Annotated in this window: 14 protein-coding genes; 13 read left to right on the top strand and 1 reads right to left on the bottom strand. The window is 67.9% G+C overall.

Annotated elements, in window-relative coordinates:
- Positions 1-119 precede the first annotated feature (119 nt).
- The 8 genes from DAT35_RS12945 (at position 120) to DAT35_RS12910 (ending at position 11306) form a co-directional block, all read left to right on the top strand.
- Positions 120-1595: an alpha-amylase family glycosyl hydrolase gene (locus DAT35_RS12945; RefSeq protein WP_108067306.1), complete on the top strand. Its 1476-nt coding sequence runs from the start codon at positions 120-122 to the stop codon at positions 1593-1595.
- Between the two features lie 65 nt (positions 1596-1660).
- Positions 1661-2755, top strand: a complete 1095-nt coding sequence (locus DAT35_RS12940; protein WP_108067305.1) for an ABC transporter ATP-binding protein — start codon at positions 1661-1663, stop codon at positions 2753-2755.
- A gap of 34 nt (positions 2756-2789) precedes the next feature.
- A complete protein-coding gene (locus DAT35_RS12935; protein WP_108067304.1) occupies positions 2790-4016 on the top strand; it encodes an extracellular solute-binding protein in 1227 nt (408 codons plus the stop codon).
- A 9-nt stretch (positions 4017-4025) separates the two neighbouring features.
- A complete protein-coding gene (locus DAT35_RS12930; RefSeq protein ID WP_108067303.1) occupies positions 4026-6089 on the top strand; it encodes a carbohydrate ABC transporter permease in 2064 nt (687 codons plus the stop codon).
- Positions 6089-6967, top strand: coding sequence for a sugar ABC transporter permease (locus tag DAT35_RS12925; RefSeq protein ID WP_108067302.1), 879 nt, complete (start codon positions 6089-6091; stop codon positions 6965-6967). Before DAT35_RS12930 ends, DAT35_RS12925 begins: the two co-directional genes overlap by 1 nt.
- A gap of 32 nt (positions 6968-6999) precedes the next feature.
- Positions 7000-7839, top strand: coding sequence for a glucodextranase DOMON-like domain-containing protein (locus DAT35_RS12920; protein ID WP_108067301.1), 840 nt, complete (start codon positions 7000-7002; stop codon positions 7837-7839).
- A gap of 123 nt (positions 7840-7962) precedes the next feature.
- Positions 7963-10185, top strand: coding sequence for a hypothetical protein (locus tag DAT35_RS12915; RefSeq protein WP_108067300.1), 2223 nt, complete (start codon positions 7963-7965; stop codon positions 10183-10185).
- Between the two features lie 92 nt (positions 10186-10277).
- Positions 10278-11306 carry a glucodextranase DOMON-like domain-containing protein gene (locus tag DAT35_RS12910; protein ID WP_158501678.1) on the top strand — a complete coding sequence of 343 codons (1029 nt, stop codon included), beginning with the start codon at positions 10278-10280 and terminating at the stop codon, positions 11304-11306.
- Here the strand turns inward: DAT35_RS12910 and DAT35_RS12905 are convergent.
- Positions 11232-12893, bottom strand: a complete 1662-nt coding sequence (locus DAT35_RS12905) for an alpha-amylase family glycosyl hydrolase (protein ID WP_108067298.1) — start codon at positions 12891-12893, stop codon at positions 11232-11234. The two genes, DAT35_RS12910 and DAT35_RS12905, sit on opposite strands and share 75 nt — an antisense overlap.
- Positions 12894-13098: 205 nt before the next feature.
- Here DAT35_RS12905 and pulA point away from each other — a divergent pair, with 205 nt between their 5' ends.
- The 5 genes from pulA to DAT35_RS12880 all read left to right on the top strand — a co-directional run bounded on the left by pulA (position 13099) and on the right by DAT35_RS12880 (position 20286).
- On the top strand, positions 13099-16773 hold the full coding sequence (gene pulA / locus DAT35_RS12900; protein ID WP_233261451.1) for a pullulanase-type alpha-1,6-glucosidase: 3675 nt from the start codon (positions 13099-13101) through the stop codon (positions 16771-16773).
- Between the two features lie 164 nt (positions 16774-16937).
- The gene (gene larB, locus DAT35_RS12895) at positions 16938-17690 is read left to right on the top strand and encodes a nickel pincer cofactor biosynthesis protein LarB (protein ID WP_108067297.1); all 753 of its coding nucleotides are present in this window, start codon (positions 16938-16940) and stop codon (positions 17688-17690) included.
- Positions 17691-17708: 18 nt separating this feature from the next.
- Positions 17709-18881 carry a nickel pincer cofactor biosynthesis protein LarC gene (gene larC, locus DAT35_RS12890; RefSeq protein WP_108067296.1) on the top strand — a complete coding sequence of 391 codons (1173 nt, stop codon included), beginning with the start codon at positions 17709-17711 and terminating at the stop codon, positions 18879-18881.
- Positions 18882-19095: 214 nt separating this feature from the next.
- Positions 19096-19467, top strand: a complete 372-nt coding sequence (locus DAT35_RS12885) for a hypothetical protein (RefSeq protein WP_158501677.1) — start codon at positions 19096-19098, stop codon at positions 19465-19467.
- 159 nt (positions 19468-19626) lie between these two features.
- On the top strand, positions 19627-20286 hold the full coding sequence (locus tag DAT35_RS12880) for a carbonic anhydrase (RefSeq protein ID WP_108067294.1): 660 nt from the start codon (positions 19627-19629) through the stop codon (positions 20284-20286).
- The last annotated feature ends 84 nt before the right edge of the window (positions 20287-20370 follow it).

Genomic DNA, 20370 nt, shown 5'->3' with positions numbered 1-20370 from the left:
CCTCGGCCAGACGCGCGAATAGTCGTCATCAGCTTGCCTCCTCCCTGTTGCTTCTCCCCCTGGCGTTCTCGGCGTGTGCCCACCCCCAGCAACCGCCCGCCCAGGAAGCGACCTCGGAAGTGGGCACGCGTGCGTCGGCTCGAGCGACTCCTGCGCCCGCCGCTCCGGCACCCACGCCGGCTGCCACTCCCGCGGCCCCTTCGCGCCGCTGGGCCGACGAGGTCCTCTACTTCGTCGTGCTGGACCGCTTCGCTGACGGCGATCCGGCCAACAACCTCAAGGTGGACAAGAAGGCCCCGGGCGCCTTCCACGGCGGAGACTTCAAGGGCCTGCTCGCGCAGCTCGAGGAGCTGTCCTCGCTGGGCGTGACGGCGCTGTGGATCACCCCGGTGGTGAAGAACATCGACGGCTTCGTCACCGGCGCCGGCTTCCCGGACTGGGGCTACCACGGCTACTGGGCGGATGACTTCCACCAGCTCGACCCGCGCTTCGGCACCGAGCAGGAGCTGAAGGCGCTGGTGGACGCGTGCCACCAGCGGGGCATCCGCGTGCTGCTCGACGTGGTCTACAACCACCCCGGCTACGTCTCGCGCTACCTGACGCTGCCCGAGACGCGTGGCTGGCTGCGCTCGGAGGAGAAGGGCTCCTGCGGACAGGATGACGTGACGACCTGCGTGTCCGGCCTGCCGGACTTCAAGACGGAGCAGCCCGAGGTGGCGAAATACCTGCTCGACGCGCAGCTCTCCTGGGGCAAGCGCTCGGGCGTGGACGGCTTCCGCCTGGACACGGTGAAGCACGTCGACCATCCCTTCTGGCAGGAGCACCGCCGCCGCACCCGCGAGGAGCTGGGCAAGGACTTCTTCCTGCTCGGCGAGGTGTGGGGCGGGGATCGCGAGTCGCTCGACCCGTGGTTCGTCAACGACGAGATGGATGCCGGCTTCGACTTCGGCTTCCAGGGCAGCGCGCTCGCGTGGGTGCAGGGGCGCGGGCGCACCGTGGCCTTCGATGCCTACCTCCGCTCGCGCGGCAAGGTGCGCAAGGGCTACCTCCTGTCCCACTTCCTGTCCTCGCACGACGTGCCCGGCTCGCTCTTCCAGCTCCAGGGCGACAAGGCGCGCTTCCGGCTCGCGGCGGCGCTGCAGCTCACCACCTCCGGCATGCCCGTCATCTACTACGGCGAGGAGGTGGGCCGTCCCGGTGGCGACTGGCCGGCCAACCGTGGTGACATGCCCTGGGGCGAGCGCGCGGTGCAGCCCGGCGCGGGCCTGCCGCGTGACGAGTCCCTGCGCCAGTTCTACCAGAAGCTCATCACCATCCGCCGGGCGCACCCGGCGCTCTCGCGTGGCGCGCACAAGGGGCTCGCCACGGATGGAGATGTCTACACCTTCCTCCGGCAGGAGCCGGAGTCGGGTGACGCAGTGGTGGTGGTGGTCAATCGCGGTGACAAGAAGTCGTCCGTGTCGTTCCCCTGGCCCGAGGCCTGGAGCGGCGCGGACGCGGAAGATCTGCTCGGTGGAGGCCGCCTGACGGCAGCTCCCACGATGGAAGTCGCCATCGAGCCGCTGTCCGTCCGCATCCTGGGACGAGCGAAATGAACTGGAAGCAGTCTGGCAGCAGGCAACCGGGCCACCAGAAGTGTGCCCGCGAGGGGAGAGCCTGAATGGCTGGTGTCGTTTTCAAGAATGTGGCCAAGCGGTACGGAGACGTGTCCGTCATCGAGGGGTTGAACCTCGACATCCGCGACCATGAGTTCATGGTGCTGGTGGGGCCGTCGGGTTGCGGCAAGTCCACCGCGTTGCGGATGATCGCCGGCCTGGAGGAGATCTCCGGCGGCGCCCTCTCCATCGGCGAGCGCGTGGTGAACGAGCTGCCGCCCAAGGACCGGGACGTCGCGATGGTCTTCCAGAACTATGCGCTCTACCCGCATATGACCATCCGGGAGAACCTCGAGTTCGGTCTGAAGATCCGCAAGACGCCCAAGCCGGAGATGGATCGGCTGGTGAACGATGCCGCGGAGATTCTCGGCATCACCCACCTGCTGGACCGCAAGCCCAAGCAGCTCTCCGGTGGTCAGCGCCAGCGCGTGGCGCTCGGACGCGCCATCGTGCGCAAGCCGGCGGTGTTCCTCTTCGACGAGCCCCTGTCCAACCTCGATGCCAAGCTGCGCGTGCAGATGCGCTCGGAGATCAAGAAGCTCCAGCAGCGGCTCGGGGTCACCTCGGTCTACGTGACGCACGATCAGATCGAGGCCATGACCATGGGCCACCGCATCGCGGTGATGAAGGAGGGCAAGCTGCAGCAGCTCGGCACCCCGCTGGAGGTGTACGAGCGCCCGGCCAACGTCTTCGTGGCCCAGTTCATCGGCTCGCCGCCCATGAGCTTCGTCTCCGCCACGCTCTCCGCCAACGGCGAGGTGCTCGAGGGCGACAGCTTCAAGCTGCCGGTGCCGCAGAGCCTGCGCCCGGTGACCGCGGGCAAGGGGGGCCGCAAGCTGAAGGTCGGCATCCGCCCCGACAACCTCGTCTCACCCTCGGCCACCGCTCGCGGCGAGACGGCCCCGGTGGAGGTGAAGGTCGACCTCGTCGAGCCGCTCGGCAACGAGGTCATCGTCCACTCCCGCCTGGGCGAGCACTCGCTCGTCTTCCGGCTCCCGCCCCAGCACACGCCCGAGACGGGCGCGAAGATGCAGGTCGTCGTCGAGCTGGATTCACTGCACCTCTTCGACGCTGAGACCGAGCAGCGTCTGTCCGCCTAGTCCGAGTCCCATCTTCCCGAAGGAGTTCGTCCACATGAAGAACCTGCGACTGATCGCGGCCGCGTGCCTGTGTGCGCTTGGCCTGCTGTCGATGCCCGCCGCCGCCGAGACGAAGGAGATCGTCCTGTGGCACGCCTACCGCGCCGAGGAGAAGTCGGCGCTGGAGAAGATGATCGCCCAGTTCAACGCCGCCAATGCCTCCAAGGGCATCCACGTGTCGACGCTGGTGGTGCCCTACGACGCCTTCGCGGACAAGATCTCCGCCACCGTGCCGCGCGGCAAGGGCCCGGACCTCTTCATCTTCGCCCAGGACCGCCTGGGCGGGTGGAGCGAGGCCGGCAACACGGTGGAGCCCATCGACTTCTACCTGGACGACGCGCTCCGCAAGCGCTTCATCCCCTCCACGCTGGAGGCGATGACCTACCGCGGCACCGTCTACGGCCTGCCGCTGAACTACAAGGTCATCACGCTCATCTACAACAAGAAGCTCGTCCCCACGCCGCCCAAGACGAGCGGCGAGTTGGTGACCATGGCCAAGAAGCTGACCGACGTGAAGGCGGGCCGCTTCGGTCTGGCCTACTCGTACGCTGACTTCTACTACCACGCGGCCCTGCTGAACGGCTTTGGCGGCGGCGTGTTCGGCCCGGGCGCCACGCCCACCCTCAACTCGCCGCAGAACGTGAAGTCGGCGGAGCTGCTGCTGAAGTGGGTGGACAAGGACGGCATCATGCCCGTCGAGCCTTCCACCGCGCTCATCACCTCGCTCTTCAACGAGGGCAAGGCCGGCATGGTGTTCTCCGGTCCCTGGTTCCTGGGGGAGATCTCCAAGGACGTGGACTATGGCCTGGCCCCGCTGCCCACGCTGGATGAGGCCGGTGGCAAGCCCATGCGCCCGTGGATGACGGTGGAGGGCGTCTTCATCTCGGGCTCGTCGAAGAACAAGGACGCCGCCTTCGAGGTGGCGAAGTTCCTCTCCAGCGAGGAGGTCGCCAAGGTGCTCGCGGTGGAGGGCCGCCAGAGCCCCGCCAACCAGGCCGCGTACGCCGACCCGAGGATCGCCGGTGACGCGCAGCTCAAGGCGTTCCGCCAGCAGGTCGAGGTCGCGGTGCCGATGCCGAACGTGCCGGAGATGTCGATGGTCTGGTCGCCCGCCACCTCGGCGATGAATGCCATCCTCAAGAAGTCCTCGACTCCCAAGGCCGCTCTCGATGTAGCCCAGAAGTCCGTGGCCAAGGACGTAGCGGGTCTGCGCAAGAAGTGAGGTATTGACGTGAGCAACACGGCTCCACATCGTGCCAGCGGCGAAGGGGGCGCCGCTGGCCACCCGCTCGATGAGCGCGGTGCCACCGATTCCCTTCACAGCGCGGGTCTTCCTTCGGGCGGCTCGCGGGATCCCGGTGCTCTCCGCCGCGTGCGGGTGCTCGTGGGGCTGTCCCTGGCGCTCGGCCTCTCCCTCGTGCTCGCCCAGGGCCTGCTGGCGCGGACCCTGGCGAGCATCTCCACCGAGCGCGCCGACCGTCAGGCGCTCGTGTCCCTGCGTGCGCTGGGGGAGCTCGTCCAGCGCGCGGGGGGAACGGGTGACCCGGTGCGCGCCGTGGTGTCCACCTGGAAGGAGCAGCTTCCTCCGGGAAGCGCGGTACGGGTGAGCGCCTTCTCGGGCATCCGGCTCGAGGCCTCCACCTTCCCCGAGGACCAGGGGGAGCGCGCGGCGCCACGCCGGCTGTCGCGCGAGGAGAAGCCGCTCTACGACCGTGGTCAGCGGCTGCGCGCCGCGGTGGAGATCAACCGGGAGGAGAGCACCGCGCGCAAGCTGGAGATCGAAACCGAGGCACTGCCCGATGGCAGGCGCCTGCTGAGCGCGCCGGTGGAGGTGGATGGCTCGGTGGTGGGCATGGTGGAACTGGCCACGGTTCCGCAGGAGGTCCCGCTCGAGCCGGGCCTGGGTGCGCTGCTGTTGTGGTTGCTGCTGCCGGTGGCGCTGTGCGCCGGCGCATCCTTCGTGGTGCGCCGCCAGGGCGTGCTCGTCGTCGTGTCGGTGGTGGCGCTCGGGGTGGGGCTGAGCGGTTATGCGTCCTACTCGCAGGGCTTGCTGGGCTCCGAGGTGCGCGGGACGCAGACGCTCGTGGCCGGACAGCTGCGCGCCATGTCGCAGCGTGCCCAGGCGGTGCTGGCCGAGCGCCAGCTCGCGGTCGAGCCGCCGTTGCAGCCGGGCAACTGGGACGCGGACGCGTACCGCCGTCCGCTCGGGCTCGTGACTCCCGCGGGCGAGGTGAACGAGGCGGCGGTGACCGCGCGCCTGGGCGAGCTGCGCTCGGGGGCGAACCGTGCGTTCGGCGGGCTGGTGACGGTGGCGCTCGCCCTGCTGCTCTTCATCGGCATGGGCGGCCTGGCCCGGACGGTGGAGACGGTGGTGGAGAACCGCACCGCCTACCTCTACATCGCCCCTGCCATGGTGGGCATGGTGGTGCTCGTCTTCTTCCCGTTCTTCTACGGGATTACGTTGTCCTTCACCGACTCCAACCTCTACAACACGGGGCAGTCGCTGCCGGACATCTGGGTGGGCCTGCGCAACTACGCGGAGATTCTGGGCGACTTCAACATCGCCAGGCGGGCGGATGACGGCTCCATCGTCTTCAACTACCTCAACTTCTATTACACGCTCTTCTTCACGGTGGTGTGGACGGTCACCAACGTCACCCTCGGCGTGACGGTGGGCCTGGTGCTGGCCCTCATCCTCAACGTGCAGGGGCTGGCGCTGCGCCCGGTGTACCGCGTGCTGCTCATCCTCCCCTGGGCCATGCCCAACTACATCACCGCGCTCATCTGGAAGGGGATGTTCCACCAGCAGTTCGGCGTGGTGAATCACGTCATCCGCATGTTCGGCGGCCAGGGGCTCGCCTGGTACGGCTCGCCCTTCAGCGCGTTCCTCACGGTGCTCGCCACCAACGGCTGGTTGAGCTTCCCCTTCATGATGGTGGTGTCCCTGGGCGCGCTCACGTCCATCCCCGTGGAGCTCTACGAGGCCGCTCGCGTGGACGGGGCCTCGCGCTGGCAGCAGTTCCTCTCCATCACGCTGCCCTCGCTCAAGCCCGCGCTCGTGCCGGCCATCATCCTGTCGGTGGTGTGGACCTTCAACCAGTTCAACGTCATCTTCCTGGTGACCGAGGGCGAGCCGAGCAACTCCACCGAAATCCTCGTCACCCAGGCCTACAAGTACGCGTTCCAGCGCTACCGCTACGGCTACGCGGCGGCGTACTCGACGGTCATCTTCGGCATCCTGCTGCTCTACAGCGTGGTGCAGAACCGCGTCTCGCGCGCCACGGAGGCAGCCTGATGTTCTCGCGTCGCGAAGGGGTGCCCCACTGGCCGCTGCACGTGGTGCTGGTGGGCTTCACCCTCTTCACCCTCTACCCCATCCTCTGGGTCATCACGATCGCCCTGTCGGGCAAGCAGAGCCTGGCCATCACCACGCTACCCGAGTCCCCGACGATGATGGACCGCGTCCGGGCCGTCACTCCGTGGCCGGAGCGGTTGTCGTTCTCCAACTTCAGCTCGGTGATGACGGACCAGCCCTTCGCGCAGTGGATGCTCAACAGCGCCATCATCGCGCTGGGCACCACGGTGGTGGGCGTGTTCCTGGCGTGCACCGCGGCCTATGCCTTCAGCCGCTTCAAGTTCACCGGCCAGCGCACGGGCATGATGGCCTTCCTCGTGTCCCAGATGTTCCCGGGCACGCTGATGCTCATCCCCCTCTACATCATCCTGGTGCAGTGGTTGGGGCTGGGCAGCTCGCGCCTGGGACTGATGATCGTCTACGCCACCACCTCCATCCCCTTCAGCGTGTGGATGCTCAAGGGCTACTTCGACACCATCCCCAAGGACCTGGAGGAGGCCGCGCTCATCGAGGGCGCCTCGGTGGGGAAGATCTTCTGGAGCATCATCCTGCCGCTGGCCAAGCCCGCGGTGGCGGTGACGGCGCTCTTCTCCTTCATGACTGCGTGGAACGAGTTCATCCTCGCCGCCACCTTCATGGACCAGGAGGCCATGTACACCGCGCCGGTGGGACTGCGCTTCTTCGTGGGCGGCTTCTCCCAGCAGTGGGGCTACTTCGCCGCGGGCTCCATCCTCGTCTCCATCCCGGTGGTCGTCCTCTTCCTCTTCCTCCAGAAGTACCTCGTGTCCGGCCTCACCGCCGGCAGCGTCAAGGGTTAGTCCGTCGTTCCCCCAGCAAGGAGATGTTGCACATGAAGACCTCGCGTTTCGCGCTGTTCACGCTGGCCGCGGCCCTCCTGGGCGCCCCCGCCCTGGCCGGTGACAAGGTGTCCTTCAAGGATCCGACTGGTGACGACAACGGTCCCGGCACCTACAAGTACCCGACCGACGCGGTGTACAAGCGCGGCTCCTTTGACCTGACCGACTTCACCTTCGAGAAGAAGGGCGACAAGGCGGACATCACCCTCGGCTTCAACACCACGCTCGAGGACCCGTGGAAGATGGGCAGCGGCTTCTCCGTGCAGATGGCCTTCATCTTCATCGACACGGATGGCAAGGAGGGCAGCGGCTCCACCGACTCCCCGCCGGGCCTCAACGTGAAGTTCGCCCCCCAGTTCGCCTGGGAGAAGGTCATCATCATCTCCCCGCAGAACTCCGCCCGCGTGAAGGCCGAGGTGGGCAACAAGGCTGGCGCCGCCAAGGACAACATCCTCGTCCCCACGCGCACCAAGGGCTCGGGCCGCAAGGTCACCTCCACCGTGGACCTGGCGGGCCTGTCGGGCGATCCCTCGCAGTGGCACTTCCAGGTGCTGGTGCAGTCCAACGAGGGCTTCCCCGGGGGCAATGATCTGCTCACCCGCAAGGTGAACGAGTACGAGGGCCAGCACCGCTTCGGTGGTGGCAACGACGGGGAGTGTGATCCGCACGTCATCGACCTGCTCGCCGGCGACGCCAAGGGCGATGCCTCCGAGGTGAAGGCCCAGCACGACATGCTGAGCTACGAGTGTGCCGAGGACGGCACCTCGAAGAAGCCGGCCACGCTCACCATGGTGGGCGGTGCGAAGCCGGCGACGGCCCAGGAGCAGAAGTAGTCGTAGTCGTTTCCAGATTCGAGCATCTCTGCCGGGAGGCCGCGCGGAGGGTGTTGAGCCCTCCGCGCCGGCAGCCGGGAAGCCCCCCTTCCCGGTTCGGTCGACAAGAGAGGGGAATCACCCATGAAGACGAAGTCCCTGCGGAAGGGCGCAGTCGCCCTCACCGCCGCCGCCACCCTGCTGCCCGCCGCGCCCTCGCTCGCCCAGGAGGCTCCCAAGCTGCAAATCGGTGGTACCACCTATACGAAGTGGCTGTATGGCAACTCGCGTCAGCAGGGCGCGATGTACAACTTCACCACCATCCCGGGTGAAGGCTCGGGCGAGAACGGTATCGGCACCGAGCTCGAGCTGCTCCTCAACGCGCGGCTGTCCAGCGCGGTCGAGGTTCGCGGTCGCCTCCACAGTCGCTTCAGCCAGAACTTCTGGACGAACTTCGGCGGTTTCGGTGGTAGCCCCACCGCGGACTGCGTCGCGGGCAACTGCGGTGAGTTCGACTCGCGTTCCAATCAGTACATCAAGCTGCGCGGCCTCGCCGTCACCCTGACGCCGGGCTACCTCGTCGACTCGGCCACCATCGGCGCCAACGACTTCGGCCAGTTCGATCCGTACGTCGTCGGCCGCATTCGCTACATCGACCGCGACAACGCCTACGGCGTGCTCGTCCAGGGCTCGGCGCTCGAGCGCAAGCTGACGTACGACGTGGCCGGTATCTCGCTGCCCCGCTTGTGGGCTGGCCCGAACTACACCACGGGCGCGTTCCACACCACGGACGCCTCCTACGTCTTCCAGGGCAAGTACACCATCAACGACATGTTCGACGTGGGTGGCATCTTCCAGTACGCCATCGACAACGAGCTGAATACCAACGACACGAACCCGGACAACGGCAAGGATCTCTACCCGCGCTTCCGCAACGGCGTGGGCGGCGTCAAGGCCGGCTTCCACCTCGGCTCCACCGTGGACGTGCGTGGCTCCTTCTACCGTTCGTACATGCATGCCGAGGACACGAACTACTTCGGCGAGAAGCCGGACAACAACCCGGCCTACGTCCCCAAGAGCTTCGGCATCAACGGCTACTCGCCGATTCCGGCGGGCAAGCACGAGGACAACACCTGGAAGATCGACGTCACGCTGAACGACCCGCTGGAGATCGGCCTGTCGCTCAACGCGCAGGCGTTCAGCATCGGCGCGGACTACGTGTCGATCATGGCCGCCCGGCGTGAGTCGGACGTGCTGCTCACCGAGGGCAACGACGGCTCGTTCGCCTTCCCCGGTCCCAACAACGCCAAGTACGGCGTCTTCGCGGGCAACCCCTCCGTCATCGGCTATGGCGGTTGGACGAGCGAGACCCAGCAGGTGGCCACGCTCAACGTGGACAACGAGTTCACCGACTTCGACGAGCCCATGGCCGAGACGGTCATCGGCTGGAAGGGCGTGACGCTCAACCCGGTGTACAGCAACGGCGCGCTGGACATCGCCGGTGAGTACTCGTTCATCACCTACAACACCAACTGGCAGGCCTGGGGCGACGACACGCGCTCCATCACCGACACCCTGTACCCGGGCGCGGAGCTGGACTCGGGCGTGCTGCACAACTTCCGCAGCGCCTACCAGCCCTTCCAGGACAAGCAGACCCACATCCTGGTGGCCAAGGCCCGCTACGTGGTGGACATCGGCCGCGGTCTCGATGTGTTCGGCAAGTTCAAGTACATCCACGACTCGGACAAGCGCCTGAACGACAAGAAGTACCTGCCCTACCAGGACAATGACTGCCCGGGCGGCGGGGCGGCCTGCGCCAACGTCAAGCGCTACTACGATGCCGACGGGAAGCTCTCCACCGCGGACTTCTACGGCAACCCGAGCGTCTCCGCCGACGGGACGGGCTACCAGTTCAAGCCCTTCAACGACATCGCCGATGACGACCGCACGCTGAACTACACCAGCTTCAACATCGGCACCGGCTACCAGCTCACCGACGACCTCTACATGTCGCTGAGCTACACCAAGTTCCTGGCGGACCTGCAGGACGGCAACACGGCCTTCCAGTCGTACAACCTGCACGAGATGGTGTCGGGCAAGCACGACAAGAACCTGCTCTCCGTCAAGGCCAAGTACATCCTGGCGGGCGTGGAGTTCGGTCTCGAGGGCCAGTACCTCTTCGGTACCTTCACGCCGGACTTCGGCACGGGCTTCGTGGCCCAGACCGCCGACGAGAAGATCGCCAAGGACCACAACGTGGCGGTGGGCTCGCTCGGCTTCACCAACCGCTACGGTGGCTGGAACAGCCTGGAGACGCGCACCTTCGAGCACGTGCGTCTCAAGGCCTTCATGAAGGCGCAGTTCTAGTCGTCTCGACCATGCAGTCCGAGGGGGCCCGGCGCGCGTGTGGTGACGCCCGCCGGGCCCTCGTCTTTTCCGCCTCTCCGAGGAACCTTCGTATGGTGCTTCTCCGCCGCATTCCCCTGCTTCTGTTGCTGGCCACCCTGGGTGGCGCCTGCCATGGCGGTACGCGTGGTGGCTCGCCGCTCTTCTCCCTGGAGGATCCGCGTGGGGACGACCACGGGGATGGCGAGCTGCGCTACCCGCTGCGCGAGGACATGGGGCCCGGTGCGTTGGACCTGCTGTCCTTCCGTGCCTGGCCCGAGAGCGGAGGCACCCGCTTCGAGGCCACCTTCGCCAGGCCCATCGCCGTGCCCCAGCGGCGCACGGTGGACTCGGCGGGCAACACCCTGGCGGACCTGGCCCGCCTGGGTTTCTACACCTTCAACCTGGACGTGTACGTGGACGAGGATCGGCAGGAGGGCTCCGGCCGCACGGACACGCTCCCCGGGCGCAACCTGTCGCTCGCGCCGGGCAGCGCCTGGGAGAAGGCCATCGTCCTCACCCCGCGCCCCTACGAGGCCCGCGACGTGCTGCGCAAGCTGTGGCGGGAGTCGGCGCTCGCGGAGGCCCAGCGGCAACAGGGCTCGGTGAGCGCGTCGGCGGTGCGCGCCCTGGATGAGCAGGTGGAGCGGCAGATGGAGGAGCGCGTCTTCTTCCCCACCCGCGTCCGCGTCTTCGGCCCCACGGTGTCCTTCTTCGTCCCGGACAGCTTCCTCGGCGGCGAGGCGAAGCCCTCGTGGGGCTACGCCGTGGCGGTCACCGGGGCCACGCTGGACCGGCGCGTGGAGCTGCCCGCCCTCCTCGGCGGCGTGACCGCGCCTCGCGCACAGGGACTGATGGTGCTCGGCATCGGACCGGGCGTGTCGCAGGAGCGCTTTGGCGGCGGGCGCGTGGGCGGCTCGGAGCAGTCCCCGGTGGTGGATCTGTTGGTGCCCGAGGGCGTGCGGCAGGAAGAGGTGCTCGGGCCGAATGCACCGGGCTGGCCGGCGGTGGTGCCGGCCTCGCCCGCTCTACCGCAGGCGCCAGATGCCGGTGGCGTGACCGGGGAGGGTGATGCTCCAGCCTCCTCCGCCCCTCTCGAGTGAGCCCACGGAGGAGTCGGCGAAGAGCACCTCGGCCGACTCTCCCTCCAGCGCGAAGGGGCCCGCTGTCGCGGAGGAGTCGGACAGGTTGTGCACCACGAGCACCTGCTCGTCCCCGAGCGTGCGCAGGAAGGCGAGCGTGGGCGTACGGCCCTGGGTGGAGGTGAGCAGCTTGAGGCCACCGCGCTCCAGCACCGCCGAGGCGTGGCGGGCCCGGATGAGCTCGCGGTAGCGCGAGAGCAGTGAGCCCGGGTTGCTCGACTGCGCGGCCACATGGTTGCTCTCGCGGCCCGGGGCGAAGGAGAACCAGGGTGTGCCGGTGGTGAAGCCTCCGCCAGCGCTCGAGTCCCAGGCCATAGGGGTGCGCTTGGCCTCGTCGTTGTTGGTGGTGCCGTTGGCCATCCCCAGCTCCTCTCCGTAGTAGACGAAGGGCGAGCCGGGCAGGGTGAGCAGCAGTGCGGCCGCGGTGCGCAGGTCACCTTGTTTGCCGGAGAGCTGTGTGGCCACGCGGATCTGATCGTGGTTGGTGAGGAAGGGCGCGTCCGCCATGCCCTTGGGGTAGCGGCTGCGCATCTCCGCCAGCTTCAGGGCGATACCGTTGCCATCGCCCGTCTGGGCGGCCTTCAGGAGCTCATCCGCGAGCGGGAAGTTGAAGTTGAGCGGCAGCTCGTCTCCGCCGGGCACCTGGGCCGTGGAGCCGTAATAGGTGGCGATGATCGGCGTGGTGGTCCAGTTCTCTCCCACCAGCGCCGCGTCTGGCTTCACGCTTCGCACATGCGCGGCGAACTCCTTCCAGAATGCGTGTGTCTCCGGCGTGTCGGCCTGCGCCTGCACTCCACCGCCTGTCTCGATGAGATAGCGCGCCGCGTCGAGCCGGAAGCCATCCGCGCCCTTGCCGAGCCAGTACGAGGCGATGCGCTTGACCTCCTCGCGCACGGCGGGCGTCTTCATGTTGAGGTCCGGCATGCCACCCCAGAAGACGCCGTAGTAGTAGGCGCCGTTGAGCTCATGCCAGGTGGAGCCCTTGGAGTAGATGTCCCAGGGAGGAGTCCAGCCCGGGTCGGTGTTGCTCCACATGTACCAGTCCCGCTTCGCCGAGCCGGGCGAGGAGGCGGAGTCCACGAACCACGGGTGCTGCGAGCTGGTGTGGTTGATGACCAGGTCCAGGATGACGCGCATGCCGCGACGGTGGGCCTCGGCGCACAGGCGCTCGAAGTCCTCCACGGTGCCGTAGTCCGGGTGGATGCGCTCGTAGTCCACCACGTCGTAGCCGTGGTAGCTGGGCGAGTCGAACACGGGCATGAGCCACAGCGCGTCCACACCCAGGTCCGTGGTGGTGCTGGGGTCGCCGTCGTTGAGGTAGTCCAGCCGCGAGATGAGGCCGGGCAGATCTCCGATGCCGTCGCCGTTGGAGTCCTGGAAGCTGCGGACGAAGACCTCGTAGAAGACAGCGTGCCGGTACCACTCATTGCCCTCGGGCGCGGCGAGCTCCACGGGAGGAGTCGTGTGCGGGGTGGACGTGGCCGGCCCCGAGGTGCAGGCCGACAATGCGAGGAGGGGGAGGAGTCGCAGGGGGCGGGAGCGCGGCATGGGTGCAAGGCTTTACCAGCGCCAGGGCGTGCCTGCCAGCCGCAGCAGGTGAAGGCTGCGGGGCCTGGTTTGGGATACGCTGACGGGCACTCCGGCGTGCCGTGTCCTCGCGAGGCGGTCGCGCGGGAGTGCTTCCCTCCGGCCTCAACAGGTGACCCGCCATTCCATCTCCGGGACGGTGGGTTCCTTCGACAAGGTGTTCCAGATGAGAACTGAAGTCCCCCCCACCAGAAAGCCCCGAGCGGGGGCGCTGCTCGGCGCGCTCGCGTTCCTCTCGGCTGGAGCCGCGGCCGCGGAGCCCTCGAGTGTCACGCTCGTGGGTTCCGTGCAGACCCCGCTGTCGTGCACCGCCGGTGACGCGACGTGTACCAACTCCCGCCTGAGCTTCGACGCCAGTGACAACGCATGGCAGGGCGTGTTCTCCCTGCCCGCGGGCACCTATACGTTCCGCGCGGCCGTGGACGAGGGCGGCTCCCTCACCACCTACGGCAAGGGCGGCGCGTCCGACGGGGAGGAGCTCTCCCTGACCCTCAACGCGGCGGCGCAGGTCAAGTTCTACTACGACAACACGACGCACTGGGTCACCACCCGGCTCAACTCCGTCATCGCCGTGGCTCCCGGCAACTTCCAGAGCGAGCTGGGGTGTCCCGGTGACTGGCAGCCGGACTGTCTGCGCTCGTGGCTGACGGACGTGGATGGGGACGGCATCTACAGCTTCTCCACCACGGCGCTTCTCGCGGGCAGCTACGCGGGCAAGGTCGCCATCAACGAAAGCTGGGACGAGAACTACGGGGCCAATGGCGCGCCGGGTGGATCCGACATCGGCTTCTCCGTGCACGCGGACTTCGCCCGGGTGCTCTTCCAGTACGATTCGGTCACCCACGTGCTGGGAATCGATGTGGCCGGTGCGCCCAAGGGGGACATCATGAGGGCTCAGGCAAACTGGGTGTCGGGCGGGCTCCTGGTGTGGAAGCCGAAGGTGATTGCCATTCCGGCGGGCGCCTCCTTCCGCCTGCACTACGACCCCAACGGGGCGATGACGCTGGACGGGTCGGGCATCTCGGGGGGCGAGTCCATCCCCCTCACGGTCGAGACGCCGGGGCTGCCCCCGCAGATCGCCGCGAAGTTCCCGCACCTCGAGGGCCAGCCCGTGCTGCGCATCGCCGATGCGGACCTCGTCAAGGTCAAGGACATCCTCAAGGGCCAGATTGCCCTCTCGCTCGTGGATGCCGAGGGCAACCTGCTGGACGCGACCTCGGCGCAACTGCCGGGCGTGCTGGACGAGCTGTATGCCAATGACGAGGCGCTGGGCGTCACCTGGAAGGACGGCGCTCCCTCGCTGAAGGTGTGGGCGCCCACCGCCCGCAACGTCACCCTCCATGTGTTCGGCAGCTCGGATGCGTCCGCGTCCGCCGAGGCCACCTTGCCGATGACGCTCGAGCCCTCCACGGGGGTGTGGAGCCTCACCGGTGACGCGAGCTGGAAGGGCAAGTTCTACCTCTACGAGGTGGAGGTGTACGTCCCCGCTTCGAAGAAGGTCATGAAGAGCCTGGTCACGGACCCCTACTCGCTGAGCCTGTCCACCAACAGCAAGCGCAGCCAGATCATCGACCTGGCGGACCCGGCGCTCGCGCCCTCGGGCTGGGGCTCGCTGGTGAAGCCCGCGCTGGCGGCGCCCGAGGACATCGTCCTCTACGAGCTGCACGTGCGCGACTTCAGCATCGGCGACGCGACGGTGCCGGCGGAGAAGCGCGGCACCTTCCTGGCCTTCACCGAGTCCGGCTCCAATGGCATGAAGCACCTGCGGCGCCTCGCCGCGTCCGGCCTGACGCACGTGCACCTGCTGCCGGTGTTCGACATCGCCACCGTGGACGAGGACCGCTCCCAGCACCAGGTGCCGGCCGGAGACCTCGCCTCGCTGCCTCCCGACTCGGATCAGCAGCAGGCCGCGGTGAAGGCGGTGAGCGAGACGGACGGCTTCAACTGGGGCTATGACCCGTACCACTACACGGTGCCCGAGGGCAGCTACGCGGTGAACCCGGACGGCACCGCGCGCATCGTCGAGTTCCGTCAGATGGTGAAGGCGCTCTCGGACAGCGGCCTGCGCGTGGTGATGGACGTGGTCTACAACCACACCAACGCTGCGGGGCTGGCGGACAAGTCGGTGCTCGACAAGGTGGTGCCCGGCTACTACCACCGGCTCAACGCCGACGGCAACGTGGAGACCAGCACGTGCTGCCAGAACACCGCGTCCGAGCACGTCATGTTCGAGAAGCTCATGGTGGACTCGCTCGTCACCTGGGCGAAGTTCTACAAGGTGGATGGCTTCCGCTTCGACCTGATGGGCCACCACATGAAGTCCAACATGGTGAAGATCCGCGAGAGGCTGAGCGCGCTCACCCTGGAGAAGGACGGGGTGGATGGCTCGAAGATCTACGTCTACGGAGAGGGCTGGGACTTCGGCGAGGTGGCCAACAGCGCGCGTGGCGTGAACGCCACCCAGCTCCACATGGCCGGTACGGGCATTGGCACCTTCAGCGACCGTCTGCGTGACGCGGCTCGCGGCGGTGGACCCTTCAGTGGCTTGCAGGAGCAGGGCTTCATCAGCGGCCTCTGGTACGACCCCAACTCGGCCACCTCGGGCAGCGCCGAGGACCAGCGCCAGCGGCTGCTGCACCACATGGATCAGATCCGCGTGGGCCTGGCCGGCAACCTGCGCGACTACACGCTCGTCAACAAGGCGGGCGAGACCGTGAAGGGCTCGCAGGTGGACTACAACGGCCAGCCCGCCGGCTACACGCTGGACCCGCAGGAGGTCATCACCTACGTCTCGGCGCACGACAACGAGACGCTGTTCGACGCCGTGCAGATCAAGGCACCTGCCTCCGCCGACATGGATGCCCGCGTGCGCATGCACAACATGGGCTTGAGTCTGGTGGCGCTCGGCCAGGGGATTCCCTTCTTCCACGCCGGTGACGAGCTGCTGCGCTCCAAGTCGCTGGACCGCAACAGCTTCAACTCGGGCGACTGGTTCAACAAGCTCGACTTCAGCTACGCGTCCAACAACTGGGGCGTAGGCCTGCCTCCCGCGGGGGACAACCAGAGCAACTGGCCCATCATGGGGCCGCTGCTCGGCAACGCGGCGCTGAAGGCCAGCCCGGCGCACATCCTCCAGGCGCTCGACCACTTCGAGGAGCTGCTGAAGATTCGCAAGAGCGCGGGCCTGTTCCGTCTGCGGACGGCCGAGGACATCCAGGCGAAGGTGCGCTTCTTCAACACCGGCCCGTCGCAGATTCCTGGCCTCATCGCCATGAACCTCCACGACGAGCTGGCCACGGACGGCGTCACGGACGTCATGGTGCTCTTCAACGCCAACGATGAGCAGCAGGTGCTCCACGTCGCTGAATACGCGGGCAGCGAGATGCAGCTGCACCCCCTGCAGAAGGACTCCGCGGACCCGGTCGTGCGGAATGCCACGTTCGAGGCGTCCGGCGACTTCGTGGTGCCCGGCCGCACCACGGCGGTGTTCGTGAACAAGCCCGTCCCCGTCCCGGACGCGGGCACTCCCGACGCGGGGCCCGGCGTCGACGCGGGCACGCCTGACGATGCTGGAACGAGCGATTCGGGCTCGGAGGCCGATGCTGGCACGAGCCCGGATGCGGGCACGGACGACGCGGGCACCACTCCCGGCACCGACGCGGGCACCACCCCTGGTACCGACGCGGGCACCACTCCCGGTACGGATGCGGGTACTGGCAACGGCGGCGGTGACTCGGGCGGTGGCTGCGGCGGCTGCGCTGGCACCGGCGGCGAGGCCTTCAGCGCCCTGGCGCTGCTCCTCGGCGGCGTGATGCAGTCCCGGCGCCGCCGGCGGGCGTAGGCCGTCGCTCGCCCCGGGCACGGGGACCGGCGCTTCCGGGCCGGCTCTCGTGCCCTCGTCTCACCCGGGAGGACCTGCCCCCACCTCGGCCGGGCAGCCTCCCGGGGACAGGTTTCGCACGCTCCTGATTCCTCTGGCGCGCACAGTGGGGTAGAGGGGCGCGCATGGATGAGAAGACGCTCACTCGACTGCTCGAGCAGGTGAAGGGCGGCAAGGTCTCCGTGGATGACGCCGTGGGGCGGCTCAAGGACCTGCCATTCGCCGAGCTGGGCTATGCCACCCTGGACACCCACCGCAGCCTGCGCTTCGGCTTCCCGGAAGTCGTGCTGGGCGAGCCGAAGACAGCCGAACAGGTGCTGGGCATCGTGGGCAAGCTCGTGGAGCGCAAGCAGACGGTGCTGGTGACCCGGTTGCAACCGGACAAGGCCGAGGCGCTGCTCGCCGCCTTCCCCAAGGGCGAGTACCACGCGGTGGCGCGCATCTTCCACCTGAGGCAGGGCAAGCCGAAGGCGGGGAAGGTGGCGGTGGTGACGGCGGGGACGAGCGACATCCCCGTGGCCGAGGAAGCGGCCATCACCGCGGAGGCCATGGGTGCCACGGTGAAGCGCGTGTACGACGTGGGCGTGGCGGGCATCCACCGGTTGTTGCGGCGGCGCGAGGAGATTCAGGACGCGCACGCGGCGGTGGTGGTGGCGGGCATGGAAGGGGCGCTGGCGAGCGCGCTGGGCGGGCTGGTGGGGATTCCCGTGGTGGCGGTGCCGACGTCGGTGGGGTACGGGGCCAACTTCGGTGGCGTGTCCGCGCTGCTGGCGATGGTGAACTCGTGCGCTTCCAACGTGGCGACGATGAACATCGACAACGGCTTCGGTGGCGGCTTCTACGCGGCGCTCATCTCGCGCACGAAGGGTCGGCGCTGAGCCGTGGGAGAACGAACCGTGCGCAGAGTGCTCTACCTGGAGCCGGTGGGAGGCATCGCCGGAGATATGTTCCTGGCGGCGGGCGTGGACCTGGGCGTGTCACCGGAGGCCATCGCGCGGGCGCTGAGCGGGCTGAAGGTGCCGGGCTGGAAGCTGGCGGTGAGCCGGGCGGTGCGGCACGCCATCAGCGGTACGCACCTGGACGTGGTGCTGGACGAGCGCGAGGCGCATCCCCACCGGGCGTACTCGGACATCCGCGAGCTCATCGAGGCGGCGCCCACGCTGTCGCCCCGGGCGAAGGAGCGGGCGCTGGCGGTGTTCCGGGCCATCGGCGAGGCCGAGGCGAAGGTGCACGGGGTGTCCATCGACGCCATCCACTTCCACGAGGTGGGGGCGGTGGACTCCATCGTGGACATCTGCGGGGCGGCGGTGGTGCTGGACCTCCTGGGAGACCCGGAGGTGTACGCGGCGCCACCTCCGCTGGGGAGCGGCACCATCCGGGTGGCGCACGGGAACATGCCCATTCCCGTACCGGCCACGTTGGAGCTGCTCAGGGACGTGCCGGTGCGCTTCGAGGGCGTGGGCGAGCTGACGACGCCCACGGGGGCGGCGCTGCTGAAGGTGCTGGCGCGCATCGGTCAGCCGCCTCCGGACTTCATCGTGGAGCGCATCGGCTACGGCGTGGGGACGAAGGACTTCAAGGACCGGCCCAACGTGTTGCGCGCGTCCATCGGCCGGGCCGAGGCGCGGGCCGAGGGGCTCTGGGTGCTGGAGGCCAACCTGGATGACAGCACGCCGCAGCTGCTCGGGTATCTGCTGGAGCACCTGCTCGGGAAGGGGGCGCTGGATGCCTGGGTGGTTCCCGCGACGATGAAGAAGGCGCGGCCGGGCCACGTGCTGAGCGTGCTGGTGGAGGGAGGCGCGAAGGAGTCGGTGATGGACACGTTGACGCGCGAGTCCACCACACTCGGAGTGCGCGCCTACGCGGTGGAGCGGCTGGCGCTGGAGCGGGATTGGGTAGAGGTGGAGACGCCGTGGGGCCGGGTGCGAGTGAAGCGCGGCCTGCGCAACGGCGAGGTGCTCAACGCCCACCCCGAGTTCGAGGACTGCCGCAAGGTGGCCGAAGCCTCCGGGGTGCCGCTCAAGCAGGTGATGGCGGCCGCGCTGGCAGCGCTCGGTTCGGGGCGCTGAGGCTCCGCTGCTCGGCGAGCAACCTGTCGCATCTGGAACACAGTTGCAGTTCCAGGTAAGTGGACGTCGGCGTGAAGTCCTCTCTCGCTTTTCGAGAGGCCGAGCGCTGCTTCGGCGTCAGCAGCCTGACGGTTGTGTGGCGCGCCACTTTTTTCCGGGAATATCCATGCTCACATTGCTGTCGATGCCCATGGTTCGATAGGATTTGAGCGTCGTGAGTCATCGAGTCTTGTCCAGGTATCTAGCGTGGTTCATCTGCCTCGTCCTGTCGCTGGGACTGCAGCCTGGACAACTCACGCGTTCGCTGAACTCGGCGCTCTCCGCCCGGGCTCCAGCCGGACAGCAGGGCCAGAGCCAGTCCAACACGGAAGAGCACCACGACCACGCGGTGCAGGTGAGCCTCAAGGGCATCTCCCAGAGGATTCACCCCAAGGGTCCGCCGAAGCCGACGCGTGGCTGGCTGGTGTTGCGCGCGGCGCTGAACGCGCACCCCACTGCTCCCGAGCCCCTGGTCTCCGAGGACGTGCGGCATGTGCTGCTGCCGCGCCGCACTCCTCCTCCCGAACCGGACCAACAACACGTCTGAGCACCGCCCTTTCGAGGGCCTGAGTCCTTTCGTGTCTCGCGTGGGCACGCGTGTGTCCGCGCGAGGTGGTTTCCACCGGTTTTGACAGACACCGCTTCTTGTCTCTTCCGGCCCCTGGCGGGGCCGACGTCGGGAGGCGTGTGTCCAGGGATTTTGACCATGCAGAAGTTGATCGAAGGTCTTCACCGCTTCCAGTCCGAGGTCTTCACCGCGCAGCGCGATCTGTTCACCCGCCTGTCCCAGGGGCAGAGCCCCGAGGTGATGTTCATCACCTGCTCGGACAGCCGTATCTCCCCCACGCTCATCACCCAGACGCAACCGGGGGACATGTTCGTGATGCGCAACGCGGGCAACATCGTCCCGCCCTACGGGACGGGCGCCAATGGCGAGGACGCCACCATCGAGTTCGCGCTGGTGGGCCTGCGCGTGAGGCACATCGTCATCTGCGGCCACTCACACTGCGGAGCGATGAAGGGCCTGCTGCACCCGGAGATGCTGGAGACGCTGCCGGCGATGAAGACGTGGCTGAAGCACGCCGAGCCCACGCGCAAGATCATGGATGCCAACTACCAGCACCTCCATGACAACGCGCTGGTCACCGCGACGGCGGAGGAGAACGTGCTGACGCAGCTGGAGAACCTGCGCACGCATCCGGCCGTCCTGGAGCGGCTGGAGCGGCGCGAGCTCACGCTGCACGGCTGGGTCTACAAGCTCGAGACGGGCCAGATGTTCAACTACGACCACGCGGTGGGGCAGTTCACGCCGCTGGTGCGTCCCGAGCCCCAGCTGCTGCACGAGGTCGAGCGCGCAGTCGGCTGAGCCGCCGCGGAGCTCCGGCCGTGCCTGGCGTGAACGGGCCGGCCGGAGCGCGGACCCCTTCTCTCTTTTCGTCCCTTGGCGCCG

It is taken from the genome of Vitiosangium sp. GDMCC 1.1324 (genome assembly GCF_003044305.1).
GTDB lineage: Bacteria > Myxococcota > Myxococcia > Myxococcales > Myxococcaceae > Archangium.
This window is presented reverse-complemented; position numbering and strand designations above follow the sequence as displayed.

What these genes read in the sequence shown, in the direction of transcription:
- DAT35_RS12940 (WP_108067305.1), top strand. Translation starts at nt 1,661, where the DNA reads ATGGCTGGTGTCGTTTTCAAGAATGTGGCCAAGCGGTACGGAGACGTG.
- DAT35_RS12935 (WP_108067304.1), top strand. Translation starts at nt 2,790, where the DNA reads ATGAAGAACCTGCGACTGATCGCGGCCGCGTGCCTGTGTGCGCTTGGC.
- DAT35_RS12925 (WP_108067302.1), top strand. Translation starts at nt 6,089, where the DNA reads ATGTTCTCGCGTCGCGAAGGGGTGCCCCACTGGCCGCTGCACGTGGTG.
- DAT35_RS12920 (WP_108067301.1), top strand. Translation starts at nt 7,000, where the DNA reads ATGAAGACCTCGCGTTTCGCGCTGTTCACGCTGGCCGCGGCCCTCCTG.
- DAT35_RS12915 (WP_108067300.1), top strand. Translation starts at nt 7,963, where the DNA reads ATGAAGACGAAGTCCCTGCGGAAGGGCGCAGTCGCCCTCACCGCCGCC.
- DAT35_RS12910 (WP_158501678.1), top strand. Translation starts at nt 10,278, where the DNA reads ATGGTGCTTCTCCGCCGCATTCCCCTGCTTCTGTTGCTGGCCACCCTG.
- DAT35_RS12905 (WP_108067298.1), bottom strand. Translation starts at nt 12,893, where the DNA reads ATGCCGCGCTCCCGCCCCCTGCGACTCCTCCCCCTCCTCGCATTGTCG.
- pulA (WP_233261451.1), top strand. Translation starts at nt 13,099, where the DNA reads ATGAGAACTGAAGTCCCCCCCACCAGAAAGCCCCGAGCGGGGGCGCTG.
- larB (WP_108067297.1), top strand. Translation starts at nt 16,938, where the DNA reads ATGGATGAGAAGACGCTCACTCGACTGCTCGAGCAGGTGAAGGGCGGC.
- DAT35_RS12880 (WP_108067294.1), top strand. Translation starts at nt 19,627, where the DNA reads ATGCAGAAGTTGATCGAAGGTCTTCACCGCTTCCAGTCCGAGGTCTTC.